The organism is Sphingomonas rhamnosi, assembly GCF_036663615.1.
Classification (GTDB): Bacteria; Pseudomonadota; Alphaproteobacteria; order Sphingomonadales; family Sphingomonadaceae; genus Sphingomonas.
The window spans coordinates 132,871-149,199 of the sequence record NZ_JAXOJJ010000006.1 but is presented as its reverse complement, the minus strand read 5'-3'; the positions used below and the strand labels follow the sequence as shown (position 1 = coordinate 149,199).

At 67.2% G+C, this 16,329-nt stretch carries 9 protein-coding genes; 7 read left to right on the top strand and 2 right to left on the bottom strand.

All coding sequences use genetic code 11. The features are described 5' to 3' along the window. Positions 1-147 precede the first annotated feature (147 nt). From U1701_RS13985 to U1701_RS13975, 3 genes are read left to right on the top strand one after another with little or no spacing between them, the layout of a single operon-like run. Positions 148-1,488 carry a glycoside hydrolase 5 family protein gene (locus U1701_RS13985; RefSeq protein ID WP_332783180.1) on the top strand — a complete coding sequence of 447 codons (1,341 nt, stop codon included), beginning with the start codon at positions 148-150 and terminating at the stop codon, positions 1,486-1,488. Further along, positions 1,485-2,504 carry a glycosyl hydrolase gene (locus tag U1701_RS13980; RefSeq protein WP_332783179.1) on the top strand — a complete coding sequence of 340 codons (1,020 nt, stop codon included), beginning with the start codon at positions 1,485-1,487 and terminating at the stop codon, positions 2,502-2,504. Before U1701_RS13985 ends, U1701_RS13980 begins: the two co-directional genes overlap by 4 nt. Next, positions 2,501-3,607 carry an SGNH/GDSL hydrolase family protein gene (locus tag U1701_RS13975; RefSeq protein WP_332783178.1) on the top strand — a complete coding sequence of 369 codons (1,107 nt, stop codon included), beginning with the start codon at positions 2,501-2,503 and terminating at the stop codon, positions 3,605-3,607. Before U1701_RS13980 ends, U1701_RS13975 begins: the two co-directional genes overlap by 4 nt. A gap of 86 nt (positions 3,608-3,693) precedes the next feature. Here U1701_RS13975 and U1701_RS13970 read toward each other — a convergent pair whose 3' ends face one another. Both U1701_RS13970 and U1701_RS13965 read right to left on the bottom strand, forming a co-directional pair. Further along, positions 3,694-4,710 (bottom strand): cupin-like domain-containing protein, encoded by a 1,017-nt coding sequence (locus tag U1701_RS13970; protein WP_332783177.1) that lies wholly within the window; start codon positions 4,708-4,710, stop codon positions 3,694-3,696. A gap of 42 nt (positions 4,711-4,752) precedes the next feature. Further along, the gene (locus U1701_RS13965; RefSeq protein ID WP_332783176.1) at positions 4,753-8,004 is read right to left on the bottom strand and encodes a TonB-dependent receptor; all 3,252 of its coding nucleotides are present in this window, start codon (positions 8,002-8,004) and stop codon (positions 4,753-4,755) included. A gap of 293 nt (positions 8,005-8,297) precedes the next feature. Here U1701_RS13965 and U1701_RS13960 point away from each other — a divergent pair, with 293 nt between their 5' ends. From U1701_RS13960 to U1701_RS13945, 4 genes are all read left to right on the top strand, one after another. Beyond that, entirely contained in the window at positions 8,298-9,827 is a 1,530-nt protein-coding gene (locus U1701_RS13960) for a tryptophan halogenase family protein (RefSeq protein ID WP_332783175.1), read from the top strand. Continuing rightward, entirely contained in the window at positions 9,824-11,296 is a 1,473-nt protein-coding gene (locus U1701_RS13955) for a tryptophan 7-halogenase (protein WP_332783174.1), read from the top strand. Before U1701_RS13960 ends, U1701_RS13955 begins: the two co-directional genes overlap by 4 nt. Beyond that, positions 11,293-12,804 (top strand): tryptophan halogenase family protein, encoded by a 1,512-nt coding sequence (locus tag U1701_RS13950; protein WP_332783173.1) that lies wholly within the window; start codon positions 11,293-11,295, stop codon positions 12,802-12,804. Before U1701_RS13955 ends, U1701_RS13950 begins: the two co-directional genes overlap by 4 nt. A gap of 95 nt (positions 12,805-12,899) precedes the next feature. Further along, positions 12,900-16,328, top strand: coding sequence for a glycosyl hydrolase 2 galactose-binding domain-containing protein (locus tag U1701_RS13945; RefSeq protein ID WP_332783172.1), 3,429 nt, complete (start codon positions 12,900-12,902; stop codon positions 16,326-16,328). Position 16,329: the final 1 nt, after the last annotated feature.

Here is a 16,329-nt window from a genome sequence, read left to right as displayed (position 1 = left end):
GCATCTGCGGCACGGTCTTTTTGCGCACCGCGTGGACAAGATCGCGGTGGCGCATGGGTCAATGCAAACCTAAGGGTGGCGCCGAGACAAAGAGGGCATCGGTTCGCAACGGCGCAACCGCTTGCCCCGAAGACGGGATTGGGTTGGATGACGATTGACCGCCGCACGGCCCTGGTGATGGGCGCCGCGTTCGCCGCCTCCGCCTGCACCACGGGAGGCGCGCTGCGCACCGGGCGACCGTCGCGCTTCGTGACCGTCGACGGCCTGGGGTTCCGTCGCGACGGACAGCGCTATCGCTACGCGGGTGCCAACATCTGGTACGGCGCCTGGCTCGGCGCCGAGACCGGCTATGGCAATCGCGCGCGGTTGGGGCGCGAGCTCGATCGGCTACAGGCCCTCGGCGTCCGCAACCTGCGGATCCTGGGCTCGGCCGAACTGTCGCCACTCAAGAACTCGATCACCCCCGGCTTCCGCGACCAGAGCGCACGCTACAACCAGGACCTGCTCAAGGGGCTGGACTGGATGCTGGCCGAAATGGCCAGGCGCGACATGACCGGCGTAGTGTACCTGACCAATTTCTGGGAATGGTCGGGCGGCATGATGACCTATCTGTCGTGGGTCAACGGCGGCAAGTTCATCAACATGAACGACCCCGCCCACCCCTGGCCCGAATTCGCGGACTGGAACGCGGCGTTCTACACCAACGGTCAGGCGCAGGCGCTGTACCGGGATTACATCCGCGCGGTGGTGACGCGCACCAACAGCGTCACCGGTGTCGCCTATGCGGCCGACCCGACGATCATGGCGTGGCAGCTTGCCAACGAACCGCGCCCGGCGGGGGGCGAGGCAGTGGCGGTGCCCAACCTGCCTGCCTTCTATCGCTGGATCGACGACACCGCGCGCTACATCAAGACGCTGGATCCCAACCATCTGGTCTCGACCGGGTCGGAAGGCCTGAAGGGGTCGATCGAGCGCGAGGATGTCGTGCTCGCCGCGCACCGCTCGCCCGCGATCGACTATCTGACCGCGCATATCTGGCCGAACAACTGGAGCTGGATGGATCCCGCCGATCTCGCCGGCACCTATGACGCGGGCGCGGCCAAGGTCGCCGAGTATATCGATACGCATATCCGGCTTGCCCGGTCGCTCGGCAAACCTTTGGTGATCGAGGAGTTCGGCTACCCACGCGACGGGCGCGACGCCTATGACCCCGGCATCTCGACGCAGTACAAGGACCGCTTCTATCGGCAGATCTATGGCGCGGTCGAAGCCGATATGAAGATCGGCGGCCCGCTGGCGGGATCGAACTTCTGGGCGTGGAACGGTGAGGCGCGCACGCCGCATGCCGACCATCGATTCCAGCGCGGCGATCTGGCCTATATGGGTGATCCACCGCACGAACCGCAGGGCTGGTACGGCGTGTTCGACAGCGACACCCAGACGCAGGCGGCGATCCGCGCGCACGCGACGGCGTTGGCCGCGCGATGACCGGCCCCGTGGTGAACCGCCGCGAGACGCTCGCGATCGCCGCTGCGCTCGGGGTAGCGGCGGGCACGCCCGCGCTCGCCGCCGCGCCGGTGCACGCGCTCAGCAACCCAGCCGCATCGCCGACGGCGCGGCGTCTCTATGCCTATCTGTGGAGCCAGTACCGCCGCAAGACGCTGACCGGGCAGCAGGAGCAGAATTTCAGCCCCGCGGGCCCGCGCCTGGAACTGGACTATCTGCAGCGCGTCACGGGCAAGCAACCGGCATTGCTGGGGTTCGACTATATCGAGCCGAGCGACAATGACGCGGTCAACGATCGCGCCACCGCCTGGTCGCGCTTGGGCGGGATCGTGACGCTGTGCTGGCATTGGGGGGCCCCCGATATCGGCACCGGCTACGAGAATTCGAAGAAGGACTTCGATGTCGCGGCGGCGCTGACCCCCGGCACGCCGCAGCATGTCGCAATGGTGCGCGACATGACCGAGACCGCCCGGCTGCTGGCCGTGCTGCGCGATCGCGGCGTCCCCGTGCTGTGGCGGCCATTGCACGAGTTCAGCGGCGACTGGTTCTGGTGGGGGAAGCACGGGCCCGCCGCGTTCAAGGCGCTATGGTCGCTGATGTACGATCGCTTCACCCGCGTACACGGTCTCGACAACCTGATCTGGGTGCTGGGCTGGGCCGGGCAGAACGTCGATCCGGCGTGGTATCCGGGCCGCGCGCAGGTCGATGTCGCCGGCGCGGATATCTATGCGCTCGACCACGGCAACCTGGCGCCGATGTTTGCGCAGGTAAAGGCGATCGTCGGCGATACGGTGCCGATCTGCCTGCACGAAAATGGCCCCGTCCCCGACCCGGCGACGCTCGGCCCGGATGCCGACTGGTTGTGGTTCATGACCTGGCACACGCGCTGGCTGACCGGCGCGGACCAGAACACCCCTGTGCAGTTGCGCCGCGATTTCGCGTCGCGGCGCTATATCACCAAGGACGAGCTGCCGGCGTCGCTGAGGACCAAGGCATGAAATCGATGATCACCGCCGCGGTGCTGCTCGGTACGCTGACCGGGTCCGCGGCAAGCGCGGCTTCGATCACGGTGGCCCCCGTCTCGACAAGGACGCCCGGCAGCCCCCTGCCGCTGCACATCGGCGGCCGCGTCGATCGGACCGCGGATGGCTATCGTCGGCAATGGCCGGGGACCTATTTCGAAGCGGCGTTCCGCGGCAGCGCGGTGTCGTTCGCGGTCGGTGCAGGCGAGGTGATCCTGCACGTCTCGGTCGACGGCGCACCGGCGACGCGGCTCGTCCGCCCGGCGCCGGGCCTGTACCGGGTGAGCGGCATGACCGCTGGCCGCCATGTGGTGCGAGTCGATGTCGCAACCGAAAGCCAGGCCGGGCCCACCGTGTTCGGCGGCTTCTTCGCAGCGCCGGGCACGCGCGCGCTGCCCCCCGTCGCGCGGACGCGGCAGATCGAGTTGATCGGCGATTCGCATACCGTCGGATACGGCAACACCGCATCGACGCGCACGTGCAGCCAGGCCGAAATCTGGCAGACCACCGACACGACGCAGGGCGTCGCGGGGCTGCTCGCGCGGCGATACGACGCGGACTATCAGGTCAACGCGATCTCGGGCCGCGGCGTCGTGCGCAACTATGGCGGGATGCCGGGCGACACCGTGCCCGCCGCCTATCCCTATACGACGTTCGACAAGAGCCGGCGCTTCGCCGATCCCAGCTGGCACCCGCGGCTGATCGTCATCGCGCTCGGCACCAACGACTTCACCACCCCGCTGCACGCCGGCGAGCCCTGGCAGACCCGCGACGCGCTCCATGCGGCGTACGAAGCCGAATATGTCGCGTTCATTCGTCGGCTGCGCGCGCGCGATCCGGACGCGCATATCCTGTTATGGGCGACCGACATGGCAGACGGCGAGATCGCCGCGGAGGCGGCCAGGGTCGTCGCGCGGGTGGCCGCGGGTGGAGACCGTCGCATCGGCTTCGTCCCGGTTCGCGCACTGGCGTTGTCGGCCTGCGACGCGCATCCCTCGACCCGCGACGACGCGCGCATCGCGACCGCGCTCGCCGATTATGTCAAGGCGCATCCGGATATCTGGAAGGCGCGCCGATAGCCAGAGGTGGCGATGGATCGCCTCAGGCGACCGCGTTGCCCCGCCGTTGGTACTCGGACCTGCCGCAACGTCGCAAACGTGCTCCGCTATGTTCGGTTTAGCGCGCGCGACAGGAAGCCGCGGATCGCCGCGTTCCGCGTAGGCGATGGCGGTCCGAGCACACCGCGCGCCGCGGGGGGCAAATGCGCTGCGGCGTCTTGCGCCGCGTCGTCGAACACATACTGGTCGAACCAGTTGCGCATCGCGTCGCGCTCGCCCGCCGGAAGATCGCGGATCGCCATGATCGCGTGGACCAGCGCCGGGAACGGCGACGCCGCACCGGGCTGGCCCCACCAATAGTTCACCAGCACGTTGAACGGCGCGAGCGCCTTGACGTCGTGCCACCACAGCGACGGTATGAAGATCGCGTCGCCCGGATCGAGCACCGCCACCTGCATGTGCCGCCGCGCCTCGGCAAAGCGGGGAAACCGCGCGAGATCGGGGTTCTCGAGGTCGACCATGCTGACCGGTTGTCCCGCCAACGTCACGTCGAGCGGCCCGACATACAGGTTGGCGCTCTGCTCGGGCGGGAACAGGCAGAAGCGGCGGCGCCCGGCCACCACGACCGCGACGTTGCTCGACACGTCGTAATGCGTCGATACCCGGCTGGCATTGCCGATCCACACCCGCGGTACAGCGTCGGGCGTATCGAGCGGCAGGACGTTGGCGCGGGTCCAGCCGGGCAAATGATCCTCGGCCGCGGCCGCGCCGGCATAGATGGCGGGGGGATCTGGCGCCGTCCGCAGCGCCAGCAGTTGCTCGATCAGCGTGGCGATCGGCGCCTTGCTGCGCTCGAAATTGAACCCGTCGACGTCAGCATTGTAAAAAAAGCGGCCGCCGACCGACGGATGGGCAACCATCACCTCGGCCGAGCGGCCACCGTCGAACGACAGGATATGGTCGGCAATCGCACCGTCGGAGGTGCGCGCGGCGCGGACCGCCGGCCAGTCCGCGGCCAGTCCGCGCAGCACCACCGGGTGATAGCCGGTCGCGATGTCCGCGGCGAACCGTGCCGCGTCGACGGCGCCGGCTTCGGCAACGGGCAGGCCAGGAAGGTCAGTCATCCCAACCCTTTACCCGTCGTTACCCGCGCCGGCTACCACCGCTCAATAGGTCAGCCGCACCGACAAGGTGTAGGACCGATCGTTCTTGAAGAAGCTGCGGGGTGCTTCCAACCCGTCGCCGTTGAGCAGGAACGAGGTCCGCGTGGTCGTGTCGAGCAGATTGCCTGCGGTGACGCCGATCTTGAACCGATCGGTGACCGTGACGAACGCCGAGGCATCGAGCTGCCCGGTCGACAACGCGTAGACCGGCAGGAACGGGAAGCAGCAATCGCGGTTGGTGAGCAGGAACTTCGAGCGCCAGCTATAGGCGACACGGGCGTAGAAGCCCTTGAAGTCGTAGAAGCCCGCAACGTTGATCGTATGCTTGGACAGGCCCTGCAGCGGCAGATTGTCGTACAGGCCGGCGACGTCCTGTGGCGGACGGCTGCCGTCTGCGGCGCCGTTCGCGGGCACCGGGTTTGGAATCTTGCCCGCCTTCACATAGGTGTAGTTGGCCTGCAGCCCGAGACCCGCCAACACACCCGGCAGGAAGTCATAGGTCTGCTGATAGGCGAATTCGGCCCCCTTGATCCGCGACTTGCCCGCGACATTGGCCGGTCCGCTCACCTGCACGTCGAAGGTCTGGCCATTGTTGGTCAGCGTGCGGGTATAGCCATAATTGTCGACGATGATGTTCGACAGCGTCTTGTGGAACAAGGTTGCGGTCAGCGAGCCGACCTTCGAGAAATACCACTCGCCGGTCAGATCGAACTGAAGCGCTTCTACCGGACGCAGATACGGGTTGCGCGACTGCGCGGCGAACTGGAAGTTGCCGGCCGAGTTGCCGCCCGAGGCGCCGACGCCGACATAGTCGCGCAGGTCGCCGAAGTTGGGACGCGAGATCGCCTTCGATCCGGCAGCGCGGAACAGCAAGGTCGGCGTCACCTGCAGCTTCACGTTGGCGCTCGGCAGAAAGAAATCGAACTTCTGCTTGGCGACGTCCGGAGTCGATGAACCATTGGCATAGGCGAGGATCGCCGTCTGCTGCGCCGGCGTCACGGTGCAGATCGTGGCGATCGTGCCCTGACCGTTGGGCTTATCAACCTGGCTCTGGCAGTAGCCGGCCAGCGTCTTCGGGTAGGGATTGCCCGCCAGATCGTTGCCGATGTTGCTGGGATCGAAGATCGTGGTCTGCTGCGGATAGGTGATCGCACCTTCCGAGCTGTCCTTCGTCCGGACGTAGCGCAGGCCGACGTTGCCGGTCAGGCTCATGCCGTTCCCAAAATCGTCCACGGCGAAATCGGCGCGCGCATAGGCGGCCATGGTCTTCTCGCGGTTGCGATAGATTTCGCTCGGCAGATACGCGCCGTCGATCAGCGGCTGACCGTCGGCCTGCGTACGGTCCTCGGCCGGCCGGTACGATCCGCCGCCCTGCGCGGTCACGCGCCGCAGCAGGTCGGTAAAGGCATCGTGATCGCGCAGGATGTCGTCGGCGACGAACGTCGTGCTCGGCGGTGTGTTGGCCTGGCCACGGAAGAAATCCGTGAAACTGTACAACTGGCGTTCGTTGGCGCTCAGCGCCGTGTAGCTGACCGGACCGTTGGCGGCCCAGGTTTCCGAGACGTTGCCCCAGTTGTTGTAGTCGACCGCCTTCACGGTCTGCTGACGGTCGGCATAGCGGCCGCCGACGCGTACGCTGCGCAGGAACGCGTCATCGCTGACGTCGTACAGCGCATCGCCGCGGAACGCCCATTCGTGTCCCTTATTATCCTGCCGACCGTTGAACGCGTCGCGGAAATAGACCGAGTTGGGGTCGGCAAAATAGCTTGCCGTGTCGAAGCCCGGCGTGAGCGACGTGATCAGCGGAATCTTGCCGGTCAGGTCGATCGCGGTCTGGCTGAAGGTCGCGGTATCGAGGATGTCGTCGCGGACCTTGACCTTCGAACTCACATACTGGCCGTCGAGATTCAGGTGCAGGCGGTCGGTCGGTTCGAACTTGATGTTGAGCGACTGGTCCTGCGTGGTCGACTTCGAGAAGAAGTGGCGGTTGGACTGGGTCGTGAAGATGCCGTCCGGCGAGAACTGCGTCAGCGGGCCATAGCCGTTCGGGCCGTTGCCCTGCACGACGCCGCTCCTCTTGCCCAGCGTGCCGCTGGTGAACACGCCGTTGTCGTCATAGGTGAAGCCGTTCGCGCCGACCGGGAACACCGTGTTGACGTCGCCATAATAGACGTTGGGTTCGACGGTATGCTCGACCCAGTCATCGGTCGATTCTGCGCGGACGAACTGCGCGGTCACCAGCAGATTGCCCGACGTCGTCTCATATTGCGCGGCGCCCGAATAGCCGATGCGCTTGCGATCGAAATCCTGCGTGCGCGAACCCGCGCCGAGCGGGGCGTAGACGACGTTGCGGCCGGCCGGCAGCGGGAAGGTGTCGAACAACGTCGACTGGTACGGCGTGCCCGCGTTGAGCACTCGACCCTCGCCCGCATCCTGGACGCCGTTGCCGTTCTTGTCGTCGTTGTAGCGCGGCAGCATCGACGACACGAACACCGAGTCGGACCGGCTGTAGAGACGCTGATAGGTGCCGCTGCCGAGAATGCCGAAGCGACCGGCACTGCCGAGATCGAACTGCTTCGAGACCAGGCCGACATATTGCGGCGCGCCGCGCCCCTCCAAGTCGCCATAGTTCATGCCTGCCGACAGGAACACGAGATCCTTGGTCGAATCGAATGGCTTGCGCGTGTTGATGTTGACCGTGCCGGCGATCCCGCCTTCGACCAGGTCGGACGTCAGGTTCTTGAACACCTCGATCGAGCCGACGATCTCGGCCGGAATGTCGTTGAAGCCGATCTCGCGGCCGCCGCCGGCGGCGAACGCGTCGCGCCCGTTGAACTCGCCACGCACGTAGCTGAGACCGCGGATGACGACGCCCGAGCCCTGTGCGGAATAATGCTGCGAATCGTTCGGCGCGGCGAACCGGCTGATCGACACGCCGGGGACGCGCTGCAGCGCTTCGTTCACCGAACGGTCGGGCAATGCGCCGATATCCTCGGCGGTGATCGCATCGACGACGGTGTCGGCGTTGCGCTTGATGTTCTGCGCGTTGGCCAGGCTCTGCCGGATCCCGGTGACGACGATATCGTCGCCGGTTGCCTCGGGCGTGGTCGCAGCGGCGTCCTGGGTCGGCGCCGACGTGCTGTCGACGCCCGTGCTCGCGGTGACCGACGTGGACTGCGGATCAGTGGCGGACGGACCGGCCTGTGCGGCAGCGGACTGCGCGATGAAGGCCATGGCGACCGCGGTTGCGCTCACCCCAAGAAAGCGAGACGCACGAAAAATCGTTCGCGACGACGCAACAGCTGTCATAATCCGAGCCCTTCAACATCCAACAACCCGATTGCCGCCGTCATAAACGGGCGTTCTGATCGGGTTTCCCCATCGGCGGTACGTGTTTCGTTCCGCCATTTCGGTTGATACGCAGCACCGATTGCGCTCACAAGCGCAATAATACAATTTGATAGACAGATGCGATGACTTTGACGCTTGCTGTTGCCAAAGGGTTACACCGAAGCCACGTCAAAGCGGCAGGCGCGGATAGGGGAGCGATGACGGTGACGGCAAACGCGGGCACGCGCGTCGTTGTAGTAGGCGGCGGAACGGCAGGCTGGATGACCGCGGCGGCGCTGGTCCGGCTGATGCCCGATGCCTGTTCGGTTCGGCTGATCGAGTCCGCCGAGATCGGCATTGTCGGCGTCGGCGAGGCGACCTTGCCGCATATCCGCGCCTTCGTCGAACGTCTCGGCCTCGACGAAGCCGATTTCATGCGGGCGACGCACGCGACGTTCAAGCTCGGCATCGACTTCCGCGATTTTGGCGCGATCGGCGACAGCTATATCCATCCGTTCGGCACGTTCGGCCGCGCATTGGGCGACGTCGGCTTCCATCATTACTGGCGCCGCCTTGCCGCCACCGGGCGGGCCGGACCGATCGGCGACTATTCGGTCGCGGTCGCGGCAGCGCGCGGCAACCGCTTCGCCATTCCCGAACCCGGTGCCGATACGCTCGCTGCCAGCTTCGGCTATGCCTATCAGTTCGACGCGACGTTGTTCGGCCCCTATCTCCGCCGCTTCGCCGAAGCGCTCGGCGCGGTGCGGACCGAGGGGCGGATCGTCTCGGTGGACCGGGACGGCGAAAGCGGCCTGGTGCGTGCGTTGCGGCTTCAATCCGGCGAGATCGTCGAGGGCGACCTGTTCGTCGACTGCTCGGGCTTCCGCAGCCTGTTGCTGGGCGAAACGATGACCGAGCCGTGGGAGGATTGGTCGCACTGGCTACCCTGCGACCGCGCCGTCGCGATGCCCTGCACCTCGCCCGCGGGCGGCATCGAACCCTATACGCGGGCGACCGCGATGGGCGCCGGCTGGCGCTGGCGGATCCCGCTGCAACACCGCGTCGGCAACGGCTATGTCTATTCCAGCGCGCACCTCGACGATGCCGCCGCAGCCGACGCTCTGGTCGCGTCGATCGAGGGAAAGCCGCTGGCGGATCCGCGTTTCCTCAAATTCCGCGCCGGCCGCCGGCGCAAGTCCTGGGTCGGCAATGTCGTCGGCGTCGGCCTGGCCTCGGGCTTTCTCGAACCGCTGGAATCGACGAGCATCTATCTCGCGCAGATGGCCATCACGCAGTTGATCGAACTGTTTCCGCAGCGCGCCGCGGTTGACGGGATTTCGGCCAGCGATCGCGATGAATTCAACCGCATGGTCGACATGGAATATGATCGCATCCGCGACTTCCTGATCCTGCACTATCACGCGACCACGCGCGACGATTCCGAATTCTGGAACCACGTGCGCACCATGCGGGTGCCCGATAGCCTGGCCGAGAAGATCGATCTGTTCCGCCGTGCCGGACGCGTGGCACGCTATGGCGAAGGCTTGTTTCTGGAGCCGAGCTGGATCGCGGTGTATCTGGGGCAAGGCATCGTACCCGATAGCTGGGATCAGCGCGCCGATGCCGTTGCGCTCGACGGGCTGGAACGCGCCGTGGCCAAGCTCGGCGCGCAGGTGGCGAGCACGGCGGCGGCGATGCCCGATCACGCCGCCTTCATCGCGCAGCGCAACGCGGCCATCCGCGGGTGACCGAGCGTTTGCCGATCCGCAGCATCGCCGTGCTCGGCGCGGGCATCGTCGGCCTGTCCGCCGCGACGGCGTTCGCGCGCGCGCTGCCCGGCGTCGTCGTCACCGTGATCGAGACGCCGGCCGATCCCGCCGCGCTCGCCGATCGGATGCCCGGCACCTTGCCGACGATCACGACCTTCCACGACCGTATCGGGCTGGACGAGGGCGCTTTGCTCAAGGCCGGGGCGACGCACCGGATCGGCACGCGGCTGTCGGATTGGCGCGCGGACGACCGGCCTGTCATGCTGATCTACGGCGATCAGGGCGCGACCCTGCCGCCGGGCGGGTTCCACCAGCATTGGCTGAACGCGCGTCGCCACGGCAGGCGCGCGCCGTTCGACGCGTTTGCTCCCGCCGCAAGCCTGGCCGCCGCCGATCGGTTCGTCCATCCTTCGGCAGACCCGGGATCGCCGCTGTCGCGCTTCAGTTATGCGCTCCGGCTCGATCCCCCCCGCTACCGCGCGCTGCTGCGCGCGCTCGCCCGTCACCTCGGCATCGTTCCCGTCGCCGGACAGTTTGGCGGGATCGAACGCCATGCCGATGGTGGGGTCGGCGCGATGCTGCTCGCCGACGGCCGGCGCATCGTCGCGGATCTGTATCTCGATTGCGCCGGTCCCGCGGCGCCGCTCCGCACCGCGATCGACGCCGCGCGCGAGGATTGGGGCGCGTTCCTGCCGGTCGACCGGCTGTTGTTCGGCACCGAGCCTGCACGCCCGGTCACGCCGACCGACGACCTGATCGCGGTCCCGGCAGGCTGGCGGTTCGCCAAGGTCCTGCGCGACCGCACCTCGGTCGGCCTCGCCTTCGCCGCATCGCAAACGCCCGAATCGCGCGCGCGGCGTATTCTGCCCACGGGGGAGGAACTGGTCTCGATCCGCGCCGGCGCGTGCCCGACGCCATGGGTGCACAACGTGCTGGCGTTGGGGGACGCCGCGGTGGCGCTCGATCCGCTGGCCGACGCCAATCTGCATCTGGCGCATAGCGCGATCCTGCGCGCGATCGATCTGTTACCCGGGCGTGACTGCCTGCCGCTCGAGCTTGCCGCGTATAACGGCCATGCGCTGCGCCAGGCGTCGCGCGTCCGCGATTTCCAGGCCGCCTATCTCGCGGCCGGAGCGCGGGTGCGCGGCGAATTCTGGAAAGCCGCCGCGCGTCTGCCCCGGCCGGCAAGCCTGACGCACACGCTCGACCAATTCGCGCATCGCGGGCGCCTCCCCTTCTACGAGGACGAAAGCTTCAACGCCGACAGCTGGCAGGGTTTGCTGCTCGGCCTGGGCATAATGCCGCGCCTGCCCGATCCGATCGCGTCGGCGACGCCGCTCGACACCGTCGTCGCCACGCTCGACCGCCTTAGTGCGACGGTCGCCGCACTGCCCGATCGCCTGCCGCCCTACCCCGCTTATCTCGCCCAGCTGGACCGACAGCGATGACGCAAGACCGCAGCCCGATCCGCAAGCTCGTCATCGTCGGCGGTGGCACCGCGGGGTGGATGGCCGCCGCTGCCGCCGCGCGCTTCCTCGCTGACGGGCAGCGCCAGATCGTTCTCGTCGAATCCGATGCGATCGGGACGGTCGGCGTCGGCGAAGCGACCATCCCGCCGATCCTCGGCTTCAACGCGCTGCTCGGCATCGACGAGCGCGACTTTCTCCGCGAGACCGGCGCGACGTTCAAACTGGGTATCGAATTCGTCGGCTGGGATACCGGCAAGGATCGCTACCTCCATCCCTTCGGCGCGCATGGCCGCGACATTCAGGGACTGCATTTCCACCAGCTTTGGCTGAAGCTCCGCGACCGTCCCGGTATCGGCGACATTGCCGACTATTCGCCATCGGCGGTCGCCGCCCGGCTCGGCCGTTTCGGTCGGGTCGCGCCCGAAACCGGGCAACCGCCGCTCGCCTACGCCTATCACTTCGATGCCGGTCTCTACGCCGCATTCCTGCGGCGGCGCGCCGAGGCGGGTGGTGTTCAGCGTATCGAGGGGCGCATCACGTCCGTCGAGCGCGATCACGAGACCGGTTACGTCGGCGCGGTGCGGCTCGAAAACGGCACCCAGGTCGACGGCGATCTGTTCATCGACTGCTCGGGCTTTCGCAGCCTGCTGCTCGGCGAAACGTTGCAGGTGCCGTTCGAGGACTGGTCGCACTGGTTGCCATGCGACCGCGCGATCGCCGTCCCCACGCAGGCGAGCACGCCATTGCTGCCCTATACCCGCGCCACCGCGCGGCATGCTGGCTGGCAATGGCGCATCCCGTTGCAACACCGCACCGGCAACGGTCATGTCTATAGCAGCGCACACATGTCGGATGACGAGGCGACCGCGACCCTGCTGGCCAATCTCGACGCGCCGCCCACCGCGGAGCCGCGTCGGCTGCGGTTCACCGCGGGCCGGCGGGCGCGGATGTGGGACGGCAACGTCGTCGCGCTCGGGCTGGCCGGCGGGTTCCTCGAACCGCTCGAATCGACCAGCATCCACCTGATCCAGACCGGCATCTCGAAGCTGTTCGCGCTGTTCCCCGACCGCGGCATCGCAGCGATCGAGCGCGACGAATACAACCGTTTGATGGGCGATGCCTATGCGTCGGTGCGCGACTTCATCATCCTACATTATCATGCCACGCGCCGCGACGATTCCGCGTTCTGGCGTCAGGTGCGCACCATGCCGATCCCGGACAGTCTGCAGCGCAAACTGGCTCTGTTCCGGGAAAAGGGACGCATCTTTCGCTACGACGACGAGCTCTTCGGCGTCGCCAACTGGACGCAGGTGCTGCTCGGCCAGAACATCGTGCCCGTCGGCTACGATCCGGTGGTCGATGCGCTCGATGCCGACCGCGTTGCAGATGCACTGCGGCAGATGCGCGACGCCGTGGCGCGCACCGCACAGGCCCTGCCCGGCCATGCGGACTACATCGCACGGTACGGAAAATCGTCCACCGCATGAATTAGCCAAATCATTTGGCTTTTTCCGGCGGTCATGCTTTGTGTCGGGTTCAGGCGGCCCAGCCAGAGATCCGGGCGCTTCCAGGGGATGACTGTATGACGAACCATTCGATCCGCCGCGCCGGCCCGACCCTGCTGGCGCTTCTGCTCGCGTCCGTCGCCACGGCGCAGACGCCGGTTGCCCGGTCCGCGGCCGAGCTAGGCCCGTACAATGTCGACGTTGCCGCTGGTGGCGCGACGCTGGTGAAATCGGCCGGCGCGGCGGACGCGGTGGTCCCTGCAACGGCCGCCTGGACGATCCAGGCCTGGATCGAACCGCGCACGATCGAGCGCGGCCAGGTGTCGATCGCGGGCATCGGGACGGTCGGCGCGGGCCGCTTCCTCGCGCTCATCGACGGGCGCCCCGCCCTCATCACCGCTGCCGGGACGCTCTCGGCATCGAAGCCGCTCGTCGCCGGACAATGGCGCCACCTCGCCGCGGTGGCGCAGGGCGACGTCGCACGGCTGTATGTCGACGGCATCGAAGTCGCGCGTGGCGCGATCGCCCCCGCTCCGGTGGCCGCGATCGCCACCATCGCCCCGCACGCGCCGGGCACATCGCCGTTTGCCGGACGCATCGCCGGTTTTGGCCAGACGCCCTCGGCCGTTGCGCCGGCGACGCTCAAGGCGATCACGAGGCCCGACGCCACGATCCGCTACGAACCCACCAGCCCCAGCTGGCCGGTGCAGACCCGGCAGATGGCGGGACAGGTGACGCCGCAGTACAGCTGGACGCTGCCGCGCAGTCGGGCGCCGCTGCCGCGCGCAGTGGCCAAGCCGATCCCACGCGGCCCGGCGCTCGCCGAGCGCGCGCCCGGGCTATGGACGGTTGCCGGCTGGCGCCTCGCCGAAGCGCCCAAGGTGTCCGCCGACGGCGCGGTGCTGTCGCGGTCAGGCTACGACGCCGCGGCCTGGTATGTCGCGACCGTACCCGGTACCGTCCTGACGACGCTGGTCGATCGCGGCGTGTACGCCGATCCCGCCTTCGGCCTCAACAACCTCGCGATCCCCGAAACCCTGGCCCGGCAGGACTATTGGTATCGCACCGAAATCGACGTGCCCGCTGGGCTCGCGGGCCGGCGGCTCGCGCTGAACTTCAAAGGCGTGAACTACGCCGCCGAGGTCTGGGTCAACGGCGTTCGCCTGGGCACGATGAAGGGCGCCTTCATCCGCGGGCGGTTCGACGTCAGCAGCAAGCTGGTGGCCGGCCGCAACGCGATCGCGGTGAAGGTATCGCCACCACCGCATCCCGGTCTCGCGCACGAGGAATCGCTGACCGCCGGGGTCGGCGAAAATGGCGGCATGCAGATGCTGGACGGCCCGACCTTCGTGGCGAGTGAAGGATGGGACTGGATTCCGACCGTACGGGACCGCAATACCGGTCTATGGCAGGGCGTCGATCTGATCGCCACCGGCGCGGCGGCGCTGGGCGATGCCCAGGTCGTGACCACGCTGCCCAACCCCGACAACAGCGTCGCCAATGTCGAGATCACCACGCCGGTGAGCAACCTGTCCGACCGGCCCGTCTCGGCGACCGTGACCGCGCGGTTCGACGACGTCGTCGTCTCGAAGTCGGTCACGCTCGCGCCCGGCGCCAGCACGGACGTGACGATGGCGCCCGGCGAATTCCCCGCATTGGCGGTGCGCAATCCGAAATTGTGGTGGCCGAACGGCTATGGCGCGCCGGCGCTGCACGGTCTGACCCTGACCAGCACGATCGACGGCACGGTTTCCGACACCAGGACGCTGCGCTTCGGCATGCGCCAGGTGACGTACGAAATCTCGCTGATGGACAAGGACGATCAGTTGCGTCGGGTCGGGCTGGACCTGTCGAAGGCGCGTGCGCTTGGCACGCAGATCGTCGATGGCACGCACCAGGGCATCCGCCAGACCGACACCGGCTGGGCGGCCTCGCTCGTCGCGGGGGCGGAAACCTCGCCCGCGGTCACGCCGGTCGCGGGCGACGCCGCGCTTGCGCCCTACCTGTTGCTGAAGGTCAACAGCGTCCGCATCGCCGCGCGCGGCGGCAATATCGGCATGGACGATTTCATGAAGCGCACCGAGCGGGAGCGGTTGCTGCCGTTCTTCCGCCTGCATCAGGACGCCAATCTCAACATCATCCGCAACTGGGTCGGGCAGAACACCGAGGAGACGTTCTACGATCTGGCCGACGAACACGGCCTGATGATCCTCAACGATTTCTGGGAATCGACGCAGGATTACAATATCGAGGCGCAGGACGTGCCGTTGTTCGCGGCCAATGCCGAGGATGTCGTCCGCCGCTTTCGCAACCATCCCTCGATCGTCGCGTGGTTCGGCCGCAACGAAGGCGTGCCGCAGCCGATCCTGAACGAAAAGCTGCAGGCGATCATCAATCGCGAGGACGGCACCAGGCTCTACATGGGCTCGTCCAACCGCGTGAACCTGCAGAACAGCGGCCCGTACAACTGGCGCCCGGAAGCCAGCTATTTCACCGATCACGCCAAGGGTTTCTCGGTCGAGCTCGGCACGCCCAGCTTCCCGACTTTGGAAGCCTGGACGCGGGCGATGCCCAAGGCCGATCTCTGGCCGATCAGCGACGCCTGGGCCTATCACGACTGGCACCAGACCGGGAACGGCGCGGTCAAGACCTATATGGACGTGCTGGCGACGCGCTATGGCGCCGGCACCAGCCTCGGCGATTTCGAGCGCAAGGCGCAGATGATGGAATATGATTCCTATCGCGCGATCTTCGAAGGATTCAACGCCGGGCTGTGGACGACCAACAGCGCCCGGATGCTGTGGATGACGCAACCCGCCTGGCCGTCGTCGGCGTGGCAGATCTTCTCGTCCGACTATGACACGCACGCCGCCTTCTACGGCACCAAAAAGGCGTCCGAGCCGGTCCATGTTCAGATGAACCTGCCCGATCATCAGGTGATGCTCGTCAACAACGGCAAGGCGCTGGCCGGCGCTGTCGTGCATGCCAAGGTTACAACGCTCGACAATCGCGTGCTCGCCGAGCAGCGCGCCACGGTCAGCGCCGGCGCCGGGCTCACGACCACCGCCTTCACGCTCGATCTCGCGCCGTTGCTGGCACAGGGGATGGTGCTGGTGGCGCTCGACGTCACCGATGCCGCCGGAACGATGCTCTCGAACAACGTCTATTGGCAGGGCGCGAACGACCAGGCGTACCGCGACATGACGCGGATGCCGCAGGCGGTCGTCGCGGCGACCGCGGCGAGCCGGACCGAGGATGGCGAGATTGCGACGACGCTGAACCTGGCGAACGACGGCCCGACCGCCGCGTTGGCGACCAAGATCACCGTCATGAATGCCGACGGCACGCAGGTGCTGCCGGCGTACTTCACCGACAATTATGTGTCGCTTCTGCCCGGCCAGCGGCGCCGGATCGAGATCCGCTATCCCGCCACCGCCGCCAAGGGCCGCACGACGATCGCGTTGCGGGGCTGGAACGTGACCCCGACCGTCGTCACGGTGCGTTAGG

Excerpts from the sequence above, each read along its gene's own strand:
- U1701_RS13950 (WP_332783173.1), top strand. The coding sequence starts at position 11,293 with ATGACGCAAGACCGCAGCCCGATCCGCAAGCTCGTCATCGTCGGCGGT.
- U1701_RS13960 (WP_332783175.1), top strand. The coding sequence starts at position 8,298 with ATGACGGTGACGGCAAACGCGGGCACGCGCGTCGTTGTAGTAGGCGGC.
- U1701_RS13985 (WP_332783180.1), top strand. The coding sequence starts at position 148 with ATGACGATTGACCGCCGCACGGCCCTGGTGATGGGCGCCGCGTTCGCC.
- U1701_RS13975 (WP_332783178.1), top strand. The coding sequence starts at position 2,501 with ATGAAATCGATGATCACCGCCGCGGTGCTGCTCGGTACGCTGACCGGG.
- U1701_RS13945 (WP_332783172.1), top strand. The coding sequence starts at position 12,900 with ATGACGAACCATTCGATCCGCCGCGCCGGCCCGACCCTGCTGGCGCTT.
- U1701_RS13970 (WP_332783177.1), bottom strand. The coding sequence starts at position 4,710 with ATGACTGACCTTCCTGGCCTGCCCGTTGCCGAAGCCGGCGCCGTCGAC.
- U1701_RS13980 (WP_332783179.1), top strand. The coding sequence starts at position 1,485 with ATGACCGGCCCCGTGGTGAACCGCCGCGAGACGCTCGCGATCGCCGCT.